The organism is Arcobacter sp. CECT 8989 (assembly GCF_004116715.1).
Taxonomy (GTDB): Bacteria; Campylobacterota; Campylobacteria; order Campylobacterales; family Arcobacteraceae; genus Halarcobacter.
Window position 1 is genome coordinate 16,653 of the sequence record NZ_PDKE01000003.1, and the last position, 12,692, is coordinate 29,344.

The following is a 12,692-nucleotide window of genomic DNA, read 5'->3' on the forward strand; positions in this document are numbered from 1 at the left end:
TGATATAATCAAATATTATATTTATGGAGTCTTTTTTTATGCCTTATGAAATAATAATATTCGCTTTTCTTGCAGGTTCTACTGTTTTTATTGGTGGAATCCTTTCTTACTTCTTTGAAAAAACTGTTTTAAATAGAAAAATAAAAATTGAAATAGTTCATTTTGCTACAGCTTTTGCAACAGGAATTATGCTCGCTGCTGTTGCTTTTGTATTGGTTCCTAAAGGAATGCATAGTTTAAGTATAGGTTTTAGTATTTTAATCTTTTTACTTGGAGCTATTGTTTTTTATTTTTTAGATGATTATATTCACAAAAATAAAACTTCAATTCCTCAGTTCCTTTCTATGCTTTTAGATTTTATTCCTGAATCAATTGCCTTAGGAGCAGTGTTTATTTATGATTATAATACAGGTATCTTATTAGCTATATTTATTGCTTGTCAAAATCTACCTGAAGCTTTTACTTCTTACATAGAATTAAGGTCTTCTGCTTTTTCAAAGTCTAAGGCTTTAACTATGTTATTTGTACTAAGTTTTACTGGTGTAGTATTTTCTTTAGTTGGTTTTTATCTTTTAAAGGACAATACAGAACTTACTTCTTCTTTGATGTTATTTGCAGCAGGTGGAATCTTATATTTAATCTTTGAAGATATAGCTCCATCAATGAAGTTAAAAAATAGTAGATTTATAGCTTTTGGAGTGAATTTAGGCTTTTTAGTGGGTATGTTAGGTGAAGCACTTTTATAGTGCTTCAAATTGTTTTATCTAAGTGAAATGAACTCTTCAGAAGGTTTTCCAATATGATAACCTTGACAGTAATCTATATCTAATTCATCTAAAGTTTCAACTATCTCTTGACTTTCTACAAACTCTGCAATTGTTTGTACATTTAACTCTTTTGCTAGGGTAACAATAGAGTTAACAAAGGCTTTATCTTTTTCATCTTTATTAATATTGATAATAAAATCACCATCAATTTTTAAATAATCAATAGGGAATTTTTTAATATAGTGGAATGATGAGAACCCAGAACCAAAATCATCAATAGCAAACTTGAAACCTTCTAGTTTTAGGTTATGTACAAATTTTTCAAGTAATGAGAAGTTTTTAACTGTTTCTCTCTCTGTAATTTCAAATACGATTTTTTCTTTATCAATATTATATTTGTTTACTAAACTATTAATTTGATTTATAAAGTCATTTACTATTAAAGATTTAGGTGAAAGATTGATAAATAAAACACCTTCATACTTAGTTGTTTGTATTTTTTCAAAGGCTTTTTCTATAACCATTAAGTCCATTTTATTGATTAACCCTCTAGCTTCAGCAATCTCAATAAACTCAAAGGCAGAGAATACTTTATCATCATGTTTAATTCTCATAAGAAGTTCATGAATAACAAGGTTATTATCATTACTTAGTCCTGGTTTAATAGGCTGGAAATATGGATAGATTTCATTGTTTTCAATGGCAGAAATAAGTAGAGCTGATTTCTCTTGATTCATTTTTAAAATCTCAGATACATTTTGTTTTGTAGGAAGTTTGATTGAGTTTTTACCCTCATCTTTTGCTTCATACATCATATGGTCAGCTATAATAAACATCTCTTTTTGAGATGTTGTATGCTCTGGATATACTGAAATACCAATAGAAATTGTAATTCCTACATATGTATCATCTGGAGCAAGAAGTTTTTCATTTTCAATTCTTTGTGAGATTCTTTGGGCAACTGTGTGTGCACCATTTGCATCACACTCTGGTAAGATAATAGTAAATTCATCTCCACCATACCTTGCAACAATATCTTCATCTCTTTTTTCTTCTTCTAAAATATCAGCAATTGTTTGAAGAAATTTATCTCCAAATGCATGTCCAAAGTTATCATTTATAGGTTTAAAGTTATCACAATCAATAATCATTAATGCAAAAGAGTAGTCATGTTTTTTTGCTCTTTTGATTTCATAAATCATCATATCATTAAATACTCTTTGATTGAAAAGGTCTGTTAATGGATCTCTTGCTGCATAGTATTCTAAGTCTTGCGTATATTTGTTAATAGCTTTAACTGAACCAACTAAGTTAGCCATAGTTGTTAAAATAGAGTCAACAACAATATATCTAATAGGGTCAGTTGATAAAACTGATTGTAAACCAATACCTACAATTCCCCCAATCTTTGGAGTATCTAAGAATAATGATTTAGATCTATATTCAATATCTTCTCTTCTTAGATTATCAAGCTTTTTATCTCTATTAGCGATAATGTGTTTAATTTTAAAGTCAGTCATTCCTTCAAAGTATTCAGAATTTTTGATTACATTATTTATATAATCCTCAAAAACAACTTTTACTTCTTCTCTAGGAACTCCTAGCCAGAAGATATCTACTTCAAACTGGTCATCATCTACTCTGAACATAGTCATTAAAGTATATGTTTCCATAATCTTATTAATTTCTAAAAGTAGGTCACAAATATACTCTCTCCAGTCTTTTACAACATCTGAAGTAATAATAAACTTATCAAGAAGTTTAATCTCAAATTCTAATAACTCTTTGTCTACAGCTACATTTTTAAGCTTTTCAGCCATAGTATCTACATTTTGAATGATTTCATTAAACTCTTTAAAATATAGGTCAATATTTTTTGAGTCAAACTGTTTGAAATCATCTACTGAGTTGATTCTTTCTACTTTTTCTTTAAATAAATCAAGGTTTTTAGTGATTTTTTTACTTGTATACCTAGAAGAAATAAAAGCAGAGATAAAAAATATAGGAGTAATAATTAAGAAGAAGATAATAAATTGAAATTTAGATTCATCAAAAATTGTATTTAAATCTTGTTTTACTTCAACTGCTCCTAAAACATCTCCTACTTTAGCATTTGCATGACACATAAGACACTCATTTGAAGCTTGCAGAGGAATGATATTTCTAGTAACATTATCTTCAAAAGATTTATACTCTTTGATATCTCCTTTTAAAACATCAACTAAAGTAGTATCTTTTTGTTTCTCTTTGATATCTCCAAAAAGTTCTTTTACAATATCTGCTCTATAAATATTGATTTCATAGTTTGTTCCCTCAAAGTTCTTTTCTAAAGAGTCAGTAAACATTTTTAAATCTTCTCTACTCCAACCCTTTCTCATAATTTGATACATAGATGAAAAAATTTGATTTGAGATTGTAGTTGAGTGTTCAATTGACTCTTTTTTTGTTAATGAGGTATGTAAATAGGTACTAAAGGAAAAGCATATTAGAAAAATTATTGCTACTAAAATAATTTTACTAGAGAAAATATAATTTTTAAATGTCTTTGTGTTCATTGGGAGCCTTATAAATGGTTGAATAATATTTTTAAAAATTATAAAATATCAAAATAACCATTATATAAAGCTTATTTATAGTTGAAGTTAATTATATAGTTTAAAGAATTTATATCTTTCTTACATCAAGAAAACTGCCACTTTCAAACTCATCTTTTCTTTTTAGTGTTTCAAATAATCTTTTTGCAGCATCCTCTGGCTTTTGAATCTCTCCATTTTTTAAGGTTTTTGCAGAAGTAAATACTTCATCATCAATATCAAATCTAATATAATCAGTCATAGGTGTTTCAATTACACCAGGAGCAATTGCAAGAAGTTTTGTATTTACCATCTCTTTTGAATATAAGTTTAATAACATATTTAAAGATGACTTTGATAAAGAGTATGAACCCCATCCTTTAGAACCATTTTTAGAAGCTCCTGAAGAGATACCAACTACAGTATCTGTTTTTATTTCGGCTAAAATATCTAGTAACTCTTTGTTTGCAAAAACATTTAGGTTTAGAACTTCTTGTATCTCTTTTGTTGATAGTTTTGTAATCTCTTTTATTTCACCTAACATTCCCGCATTTAAAAATACAGTATCAAGCTCTTTAATATCACTTATAAAAGTAGTAAGCTCCTCTTTTATAGTTTCAAGTCTTGATAAATCAAACTCCTTAAAGGTAAAGTTTTCATTCTCTATATCAGGTTTTCTTCTACTTATTCCAAATACTTTGTAGCCTTTTTCTAAATATAATTTTGTAAGGGCTAAGCCAAGCCCCGAGCTACAACCTGTTATTAGTATATTTTTAATCATTATTTTAACTCCCATATATATTTTTTATCATTTTTAACTCTTGAAAAATATAGATTCCCTGCATCTCTCCATGCATCTAAAACAATACTATTTTCAAAAGAAATATCATCTCTTGTTAGAATTAATGCAGTATGTTCAAAATAATCATTTCGATTTGAAACAATTTTTTTAAATTTGAAACTTTTAAAGTTTTTATATTTTATGTATTTTAGTAAATCATTTGCGTAATGATAGCACAAACCTTTTTCCTTTAGATTAAGGTTTATTAAGGTGTTATGAATTAGTGGATGAGTGTTAACTTCATAGCTTTTAGCAAGGAATGAAGAGTATAAAATAACATTTTTAGAAAACTCTTCAGCCTCTTGTTTATCTATATGTTTAGAGGATTTACTTATAAGAGTTGATAATTTTTTAGAATTATTTGTAAACTCTTTTTTTACTAAAATATTTTTATTTGAACAAGCTGTAAAAAGTAGAATAATTGATACATAAAATATAATTTTTTTCATCTCTCTATTATAATTTTATTTTATTAAACAGACTTTACAAATGGTGTTTCTTTGGCTATAATCGTCCCAAAACTAATAAAATATGGAGAAAGAAGATAAAATCTTCTTATACAGAGTGCGTCATTTAAAAATAAGTCAAGATATAAAAAATTTAAACTTTTCAAAAATTGAAGAAAATCTATTCTTCTACAAATATGATCTACGAAATATTAAGCCACTGCTAAAATCAAATGAACAAGATGTATCAATTGAAAATATTGCAACCTTTAATAGTTTTAAGGGTGAAGTTTATGAAAATATTATTTATGAGCTACTTTTAGAGTATGCTTCAAATAATAAATTTATTAAGCAGTTCATATTAAAAGGTCCACATCAAAATAGAATTGATAGTGAGTATAAAACTGGTTTGATGATTGATAGAAGTCTTCAAATTGTTTATAAATCAAACTACAAAGATATCTCAGAGTTTGATGCGCTCTTTTTTACTGATGATGCTTTATATTTTGTTGAGATGAGTACCTCTAAAAAAACAGTTAGTTTAAATAAAAGACTTGATAAAAAGTATGCTTTACTAAAACTTCTTTTCCCTCATTTACATGTACGAGCCTTAATTATTTTAACAGAAGGAACTGTAGGATTAAAAAGATTTCCTGCTTATTGTACAATTTGGATTACAAAAGATTTAGAAGATATTGATTTTCTTAAAAAAATAGTATTTAATAGAAAGAAAAAGGGTTTTAAAACTAAGTTTACTGATGAAAAGTTTATTGAAGCTTATACAATAAAACACAAAAAATTTATTTACTTTCAAACATTAGAGTGGATATTAAAAAAATCAAGACAAAACGGTGAGCAAATAGTTGATTTAAACTTTTTAAAATCAAAAAGGCTTATGAATTTCTTTGATATTTATACAAAGCTTTATGTAGGGTTTTTAAGTATAGAAGACTTTAAAAAACTAGTTCCCAGTTATGAGGCAGAGATTTTAAATATTTTTGTAACTATTGAAAAAATAAATAGTAGTGACTTTGATATTGTTTATTATGTAAAAAATAAAAATGGTAAATTAAGACGAGTAAGGATTACAAAAAGAGATACTTCAATAAAAGAAAAAGAGCTTGATGGTTTTACAAATGCAGAAGTAAGATTTATGAAATATATTGTTGAAGATAAATATTTTTTAAGTCTTGATGAAATCCAAACTTTAAAGCCAAAACTAAAAAGTGGACTCAAACAATAGTTTAGATTGTATTTTATCGTAGTTATAAATATCATCTCTAAACTGTAGTTTATCATTCTCTACCCAAGCAGTTAAATATACTATATGAATAGGAATCTTTTTATTTAACTTATAATCACTCTCTTCAAGTTTCTTTACAATTTTAATATCATCTTTGTTTATAGTAAGAATATTTTCAAATAGTTCAAAGGGTTTTTCTAGTCTTATACATCCATGTGAAAGAGTTTTTTCTCTCATTTTAAAATATTGTTTTTCAGGTGTATCATGTAAATAAACAGAGTATTGATTTGGAAATAAAAACTTAACTCTTCCAAGTGGGTTTGAGCCACCAGGGGTTTGTATAAATCTCATAGGAGCTTCTTTGGGTGTTCCTATTAAATCATTGTTTACATACATATTCCAATCAACTTTACTAACATCAAACTCTAAAGAGTTTACATCCCAGTTTTCAAATACTTTGATATTCTCTTTTGCTAGATACTCTGAGTCTTTTGTAAGTTTTGGAATTATCTCATTTTTAACAATTGTTTGAGGAATTTTCCAATATGGATTGACTATTACTTCTGACATTTTATGACTAAAAATAGGAGTAGGGAACTTCTTTTTTCCTACTATAACATCCATCTTAAGTTGAACTTTCTTTTCTTCATATAGTTTTAATTTATATGCTGGAATATTTATTAAAATATATCTCTCACCAAGGTTTCTTGGAAGCCATCTCATTCTTTCAAGATTAACTCTAAGAACTTTTATTTTCTCTTCAATAGGTGTGTTTAATTTATCAATAGTATTTTTCCCTATTACTCCATCAGTAATAAGACCATATCTTTTTTGAAAATTTATTACAGCTTTGAAAAGTTTTTCATCAAAATAGTATTGACAGTTTTTTACTATTTTTGCACACTCTAAGGAGTCTATATCTTTGCTTTCATATAGTCTTTGTCTTATAAATTCTATTTGTGGGTAAAAATTTCCTACTTTTAGAGGCTGTAAAATTTCAGGAGTTATTGTATATCCTCCTGTTTCTTTGATTTTCTCTAGTCTTGTAATCTCTTCTTCTAAATCATTGGCATAGGGAAAAGTATAGTTTACTTGCTTTAAGGCATAGTTTATATCATCTTTTTCAATTGATGTTTTTAGTAGTTTTATATTGTTTTTTCTTACTTCATATTTTGACCACTTTGCTTTTATTTCACTCTCTTCTTCTATCTTTTCTAATTCTTCAATAAAATTTTTCCAGTTTATAAAACCTCTTGCAAGGTAGTTCATATATTCATCATAAGTTTTAGTCAAAAGAGTATCAAGTTCAATTATTTTAGTTTTTTCTAAATGGTCTCTATGTTCTAATAAATTCTCGATTTTTTTAATATTAAATATTTTATTTACAAAAGGCTTAAGTATTTTGTCATCTTTTATCTCTTCAATTAAGTCAAAAGCAATATCTTTAATTTGATTATTTTTATCAATCCAAATTGCTTGATTATTAAAATAATAATAATACTTATTGATTCTTTTATCATTGCTAGTAATAAGTTCTAAAGTTGTACTACATAGAAATGAATTAAGCATAAAAGTAAAAATAATAAAGATAAAAAAAGGTGTTTTCATATTAAATAACCAATTTAGTTTTTTTCATTATAGGTTATTTTAACTAAATATATAAATAAAAATAAAAAAATAAAAATTAATTTAAAAATTTAATGATACATTCTGTTATCTTTAAACTAATTTTAAGAATTGTGTTAATATAATTTAGTATTATAAGGAGCTTATTATGGAAGCTGTAGATTTAAATATGCAAAAATTAGAGAATTATGTAGATAATATCTCTAATAAAAAACAGACTGTTAAGGGTGCAGAAGAATCTTCTAATACTAATATGGAACAAAAAAATAGTTCTATACATAACTCAGCTGTAAATGTTTCAATCTCAATGGAGAGTATGAAAGTATTTTTGAATATTAAAAGTGTTGAGCTTTCTCAGGCTAATACAAATGCTCAAAATTCGTTGATGAATATTATTAACAATACTGAGATTTATGATTTTCTTTCTGGAAAAGAGATTGATGGTGGATTTAGTCTTGCTTCAATAGGGTATGAAGGTAAGCCAATTACTGAATTATCACCAGATGAAGCAAAAGAATTAGTATCAGATGAAGGTTTTTTTGGTGTAAGTAAAACTTCTGAGAGAGTTAGTTCTTTTGTTGTTAATCTTGCAGGTGATGATGTAGAAGCACTAAAAGAAGCTAGAAAAGGTATTGTTCAAGGATTTGAAGAAGCTGAGAAGATGTGGGGAGGAGAACTTCCTGAAATATCTTACGAGACACAAGAAAAAACATTAGATATTATTGATAAAAAAATAGAGGAACTGCTTAAAACAGATGCTCAAAAAGAACTAGAAGAGGGAAATACATCTAAAGAAGAAGATTAATAGGCTTTATACCTAGGGTCTTTTCTTCTCTTTAAACACTCTAATTGATATTCAACCATTTTTTCAAAAGGTTTAGTCATATTAGATAATTCCTCTTTTGCAATATTTTCTATATTTTGCTTATTTAATAATTCAATAATATATTGAGTCGATTCTATTGTTGATAAACAATACTCATTTGGTTGTTTTTTTATTTTAAACTCTGATAACTTATCTGCATCAAAACTAAGCATCTTTAGTTTTTGTAGATTCTTACTACTTTTAATCATTTTTTTTGAACAAGGCCAAGTTGAGTCAATAATAAAAATCACAATATTTTTCTCTGAAGGAATCTTTTCCTTACTTAAATTTAAACTTGTTTCATTCGGATATAACAAATAGCAATCATTGCTAGAATCTTCCAATAATTCATTTATTTTAGTATGATTTGTAAAGTCTATACCAATAAATAACTCAGAATTACTCAATGTATTTTTTGTAAACTGTCCTGTTCCATTTTTTGTTTTTTTAAACTCTTTAGGATGCATCAAAATTATAAATTTTGTTTTTGTTTCTATTTTATTTATATATTCACACATGCATGAAACGCTAGGTCTATAACATGTATAGCAGAAGTCTCTTTGGTTAATATCTATTTCAATCTTATTCATTATGTAATTTTACAAAAATATTACTAAGTTTATTGCTTTATGGTGTTTTAAGAGAATTTTATACATAATAAGTGCTATAAAATTACATGTTAAATGTAATAATTATGAAATGGAGTTTAATATTAATTCTGAGAAAAAGAAAAAATTAATCGTAAAAAATGTTTTTAAAGTCTTTGGAGCTGAACCAAAAAAAGCTTTAAAAATGTTAGATGATGGTTTATCAAAAGAAGAAATTTTTGATAAAACTGGTATGACAATTGGTGTCCAAGATGCGAGTTTCGAAATTTATGAAGGTGAGATATTCGTAATTATGGGACTTTCAGGCTCTGGTAAATCTACTTTAGTAAGACTTCTTAATAGACTAATTGAACCAACTTCGGGAAACATTTATATTGATGAAACTGATGTAACAAATTTAAATGATAAAGAACTAATTGATATTAGAAGAGAAAAAATATCAATGGTATTTCAATCATTTGCTTTGATGCCTCACATGAATATTATAGATAATGTTTCTTTTGGACTAGAATTAAGTGGTGTTACTAAAAACGAAAGATATGAAAAAGCAAGAAAAGCTTTAGAGCAAGTTGGCTTAGGACAACATGAACTTTCTTATCCTGATGAATTAAGTGGTGGTATGCAACAAAGAGTAGGGCTTGCAAGAGCACTAGCAAACAACCCAGATATCATGCTTATGGATGAAGCTTTTTCTGCCCTTGACCCACTTATTAGAACTGAGATGCAAGATGAGCTTATTGAGTTACAAAGTAATGAGCAAAGAACAATTGTATTTATTTCCCATGATTTAGATGAGGCAATTAGGATTGGCGATAGAATTGCAATTATGCAAAATGGTGAGATTTCACAAATAGGTACACCTGAAGAGATTGTTAACAACCCTGTAAATGACTATATTAAATCATTTTTTAAAGGTGTTGATGTTACTTCTGTTTTAACAGCAACTCATATTGCAAAGAAAAATAATCCAACTATTATTAGAAGAGAAGGAACAGGAGTAAAAACTGCACTTCAATATCTATCTGATATGGATAAAGATTTTGGATACATTATTGAGAAAAACAATTCATATGTAGGGTTAGTTACTGTTGAGTCTTTAAAAGAGCAAAACTCAAAAGGTGGAACTCTTGAGACAGCGATAGTTGAACAAAAAACTATAAACTGCGAAACAGCAATTAGTGATTTTATTAGTGATATTGCGGAAGCTTCTTTCCCTGTTGCAATAGTTGATGATAATAACAGATATAAAGGAAGTATCTCAAAAGCGATGCTTTTAAGAGTTTTAGATGAAGGAGTTGACAATGAGTAATGATCCATGGGGTAATGCTTCAACTGCTCAAGAAAATAAAGAGTCATCAGTTGATTGGTCTCAAACAACAACAGTAGAAGAAGAGACAAAAAGTTTTGATTTTTTAAATCCTTTTGAAGAGGCTTTAATTCCTTTTGATACTTGGACAAATGATGCAATTGATTGGACAGTAGAAAACTTTAGAGAGTTTTTTCTTGCTACAAAGGTGCCAATTGATATTGTTTTAAAATCAATAGAATCTTTTTTACTATTTTTAAATCCATATGTAGTAATTTTATTTTTTGTATTACTTGCATTGCAGTTCTCTTCTAAAAAGATGGCTCTTGGTACTTTAGTATCATTTTTTATAATTGGTTTTATTGGGGCTTGGGAAGAAGCAATGGTTACTCTTGCATTAGTTATAACGGCTGTAGTCTTCTCTTTAATTATAGGAATTCCTCTTGGAATTTGGAGTGCAAAAAGTGACACTGCAAATAAAATAGTACGTCCAATTCTTGATGCAATGCAGACAACTCCTGCCTTTGTATATTTAATTCCTATTGTAATGCTATTTGGAATTGGTAATGTACCAGGAGTTATTGTAACTATTATCTTTGCATTACCACCATTAATAAGACTTACAAACTTAGGTATTAAACAAGTACCAGAGGATTTAATTGAAGCATCTAGGTCTTTTGGAGCTAGTTCTATGCAAATGTTATTTAAAGTTCAGATTCCTGTTGCTATGCCTACAATTATGGCAGGAATCAATCAAACTCTAATGTTAGCTTTATCAATGGTTGTTATTGCATCTATGATTGCAGTTGGAGGTTTAGGACAGATGGTTTTAAGAGGAATTGGAAGACTTGATGTTGGACTTGCTGCAGTAGGTGGTTTAGGTATCGTTTTACTTGCAGTTATTTTAGATAGATTAACTCAGGCAATGGGACAAAAAGATAAAACTGATAAAACAAAATGGTTTGAAAAAGGTCCAGTAGGCTTTTTTTATAAATTACTAAAAAAATAAGGAGAATTATATGTTTGGTAAAAAATTAATTATTACAGGATTAGCTTCACTTGCGGTAGCTACTTCTTTATTTGGTGCAAAAGTTCATGTTTTAAAATCAACAATTGCAGAAGAGGTTTTTCAAACACTTGTTGTAACTGAAGTTTTAAAAAAGATGGGACATGAAGTAGTAGATGTAAATGAAGTTAATTATGATATTGCTTTTCAAACTATTGCAAACAATGCAAATAGTGAAGATGTATATTTTTTAGCTTCAATGTGGGATCCTTTACATAACTCAAAGTTAGAAGCAGTTGGTGGAGACTCTAAAATTACAAAATATAATAAGTTTATTCTAAACTGTGCTCAAGGGTATTTAATAGACAAAAAAACAGCTCAAAAACATAATATCAAATATGTAAATGATTTAAAAGACCCTAAAATAGCAAAACTTTTTGACCACGATAATGATGGAAAAGCAGATTTAAGTGGATGTAATGCAGGTTGGGGATGTGAGAAAGTTATTGAACATCAATTAGATGCTTATGGTTTAAGAGATACTGTTGAACATAATCAAGGTGAGTATTCTGCTCTTATTGCTGATACAATTGCAAACTATAAAACTGGTAAATCAATTCTTTATTATACGTGGACTCCATACTGGGTTTCTGGTAAGCTAGTTCCTGGTAAAGATGTTGTTTTCTTACAAGTAACTCATAGTGCAAATCCAAATACAGATTCTACTAAGTTACCAAATGGTGCAGATTATGGGTTTAATATTAACCACCAAAGAATTGTTGCAAATGCTAGTGTAAAAACAAACCACAAAGATATTGCAAAACTATTTAATACAATTAAAATAGATGTAAATGATATCTCTGGACAAAATATGCTTATGGCAAATGGTCAAAACAAAGAAAAAGATATTAAAAGACATGCTAAGGTTTGGTTAGAGAAAAATCAAGCAAAAATCAATTCTTGGATTAAAGAAGCGAAAGCAGCTAAATAACTGATTAATAGGGCTTATAAGCCCTATTAATTTCTTTTTAAATAAAAAGATTTATAATTCGTTTAAAAAAGGATATTAATTGGCTTTACTTGATAATGCTAAAGATGTTTTACCTTTAAGTAGTATTGCTGAGTTACTAACTGCAAAAGTTAGAACACTTAAGATGTATGAAGATAAAGGTCTTTTACCTCCTAAAAAAACTAATAAAAAATTATATTCAATTAGTGATGTGAAAATTATTGCGTTTGTTCACTATTTAGCAAGTGTTAAAAAAATAAATGCAAATGGAATTAAGTATATTACTGAAATGTTAGAGAATAACATGGATGAAAAAAATAGAGCTGACTTCTTAGAGTTAATAGAACAAAGACTAGAAAAACTTTCTGGAGTAGATGTAACAGACGTAGAAGTTATATAACT

Annotated in this window: 12 protein-coding genes; 7 read left to right on the forward strand and 5 right to left on the reverse strand. The window is 27.5% G+C overall.

From position 1 onward, the window contains the following. The first annotated feature begins 38 nt into the window (after positions 1-38). Complete coding sequence (locus tag CRV02_RS03610) at positions 39-746, forward strand: ZIP family metal transporter (RefSeq protein WP_129089204.1); 708 nt, start codon at positions 39-41, stop codon at positions 744-746. Between the two features lie 14 nt (positions 747-760). On the opposite strand, the gene CRV02_RS03615 is transcribed toward CRV02_RS03610, so the two are convergent. From CRV02_RS03615 to CRV02_RS03625, 3 genes are all read right to left on the reverse strand, one after another. Then, positions 761-3,322 (reverse strand): bifunctional diguanylate cyclase/phosphodiesterase, encoded by a 2,562-nt coding sequence (locus CRV02_RS03615; RefSeq protein WP_129089205.1) that lies wholly within the window; start codon positions 3,320-3,322, stop codon positions 761-763. A 109-nt stretch (positions 3,323-3,431) separates the two neighbouring features. Further along, positions 3,432-4,121 (reverse strand): SDR family NAD(P)-dependent oxidoreductase, encoded by a 690-nt coding sequence (locus tag CRV02_RS03620; RefSeq protein ID WP_164968955.1) that lies wholly within the window; start codon positions 4,119-4,121, stop codon positions 3,432-3,434. Then, on the reverse strand, positions 4,121-4,630 hold the full coding sequence (locus tag CRV02_RS03625; RefSeq protein WP_129089207.1) for a hypothetical protein: 510 nt from the start codon (positions 4,628-4,630) through the stop codon (positions 4,121-4,123). Before CRV02_RS03625 ends, CRV02_RS03620 begins: the two co-directional genes overlap by 1 nt. Positions 4,631-4,712: 82 nt before the next feature. Between CRV02_RS03625 and CRV02_RS03630 the strand changes: the two genes are divergently transcribed. Beyond that, a complete protein-coding gene (locus CRV02_RS03630; protein WP_129083325.1) occupies positions 4,713-5,870 on the forward strand; it encodes a hypothetical protein in 1,158 nt (385 codons plus the stop codon). Here CRV02_RS03630 and CRV02_RS03635 read toward each other — a convergent pair. Further along, positions 5,847-7,478: a murein L,D-transpeptidase gene (locus tag CRV02_RS03635; RefSeq protein ID WP_129089208.1), complete on the reverse strand. Its 1,632-nt coding sequence runs from the start codon at positions 7,476-7,478 to the stop codon at positions 5,847-5,849. The two genes, CRV02_RS03630 and CRV02_RS03635, sit on opposite strands and share 24 nt — an antisense overlap. Before the next feature lie 166 nt (positions 7,479-7,644). Between CRV02_RS03635 and CRV02_RS03640 the strand changes: the two genes are divergently transcribed. Then, positions 7,645-8,301, forward strand: a complete 657-nt coding sequence (locus tag CRV02_RS03640; protein ID WP_129089209.1) for a hypothetical protein — start codon at positions 7,645-7,647, stop codon at positions 8,299-8,301. Here the strand turns inward: CRV02_RS03640 and CRV02_RS03645 are convergent. After that, a complete protein-coding gene (locus CRV02_RS03645) occupies positions 8,298-8,951 on the reverse strand; it encodes a tRNA-uridine aminocarboxypropyltransferase (RefSeq protein ID WP_129089210.1) in 654 nt (217 codons plus the stop codon). The two genes, CRV02_RS03640 and CRV02_RS03645, sit on opposite strands and share 4 nt — an antisense overlap. Positions 8,952-9,060: 109 nt before the next feature. On the opposite strand from CRV02_RS03645, the gene proV reads away from it, so the two are divergent. From proV to CRV02_RS03665, 4 genes are all read left to right on the forward strand, one after another. After that, positions 9,061-10,278 (forward strand): glycine betaine/L-proline ABC transporter ATP-binding protein ProV, encoded by a 1,218-nt coding sequence (gene proV, locus CRV02_RS03650; protein ID WP_129089211.1) that lies wholly within the window; start codon positions 9,061-9,063, stop codon positions 10,276-10,278. Beyond that, on the forward strand, positions 10,271-11,284 hold the full coding sequence (gene proW, locus CRV02_RS03655) for a glycine betaine/L-proline ABC transporter permease ProW (RefSeq protein WP_129089212.1): 1,014 nt from the start codon (positions 10,271-10,273) through the stop codon (positions 11,282-11,284). Before proV ends, proW begins: the two co-directional genes overlap by 8 nt. A 10-nt stretch (positions 11,285-11,294) precedes the next feature. Continuing rightward, positions 11,295-12,272 carry a glycine betaine/L-proline ABC transporter substrate-binding protein ProX gene (gene proX / locus CRV02_RS03660; RefSeq protein WP_129089213.1) on the forward strand — a complete coding sequence of 326 codons (978 nt, stop codon included), beginning with the start codon at positions 11,295-11,297 and terminating at the stop codon, positions 12,270-12,272. A gap of 79 nt (positions 12,273-12,351) precedes the next feature. Further along, positions 12,352-12,690, forward strand: coding sequence for a MerR family transcriptional regulator (locus CRV02_RS03665; RefSeq protein WP_129089214.1), 339 nt, complete (start codon positions 12,352-12,354; stop codon positions 12,688-12,690). Positions 12,691-12,692: the final 2 nt, after the last annotated feature.

What these genes read in the sequence shown, in the direction of transcription:
- CRV02_RS03610 (WP_129089204.1), top strand. Translation starts at nt 39, where the DNA reads ATGCCTTATGAAATAATAATATTCGCTTTTCTTGCAGGTTCTACTGTT.
- CRV02_RS03615 (WP_129089205.1), bottom strand. Translation starts at nt 3,322, where the DNA reads ATGAACACAAAGACATTTAAAAATTATATTTTCTCTAGTAAAATTATT.
- CRV02_RS03620 (WP_164968955.1), bottom strand. Translation starts at nt 4,121, where the DNA reads ATGATTAAAAATATACTAATAACAGGTTGTAGCTCGGGGCTTGGCTTA.
- CRV02_RS03625 (WP_129089207.1), bottom strand. Translation starts at nt 4,630, where the DNA reads ATGAAAAAAATTATATTTTATGTATCAATTATTCTACTTTTTACAGCT.
- CRV02_RS03630 (WP_129083325.1), top strand. Translation starts at nt 4,713, where the DNA reads ATGGAGAAAGAAGATAAAATCTTCTTATACAGAGTGCGTCATTTAAAA.
- CRV02_RS03635 (WP_129089208.1), bottom strand. Translation starts at nt 7,478, where the DNA reads ATGAAAACACCTTTTTTTATCTTTATTATTTTTACTTTTATGCTTAAT.
- CRV02_RS03640 (WP_129089209.1), top strand. Translation starts at nt 7,645, where the DNA reads ATGGAAGCTGTAGATTTAAATATGCAAAAATTAGAGAATTATGTAGAT.
- CRV02_RS03645 (WP_129089210.1), bottom strand. Translation starts at nt 8,951, where the DNA reads ATGAATAAGATTGAAATAGATATTAACCAAAGAGACTTCTGCTATACA.
- proV (WP_129089211.1), top strand. Translation starts at nt 9,061, where the DNA reads ATGGAGTTTAATATTAATTCTGAGAAAAAGAAAAAATTAATCGTAAAA.
- proW (WP_129089212.1), top strand. Translation starts at nt 10,271, where the DNA reads ATGAGTAATGATCCATGGGGTAATGCTTCAACTGCTCAAGAAAATAAA.
- proX (WP_129089213.1), top strand. Translation starts at nt 11,295, where the DNA reads ATGTTTGGTAAAAAATTAATTATTACAGGATTAGCTTCACTTGCGGTA.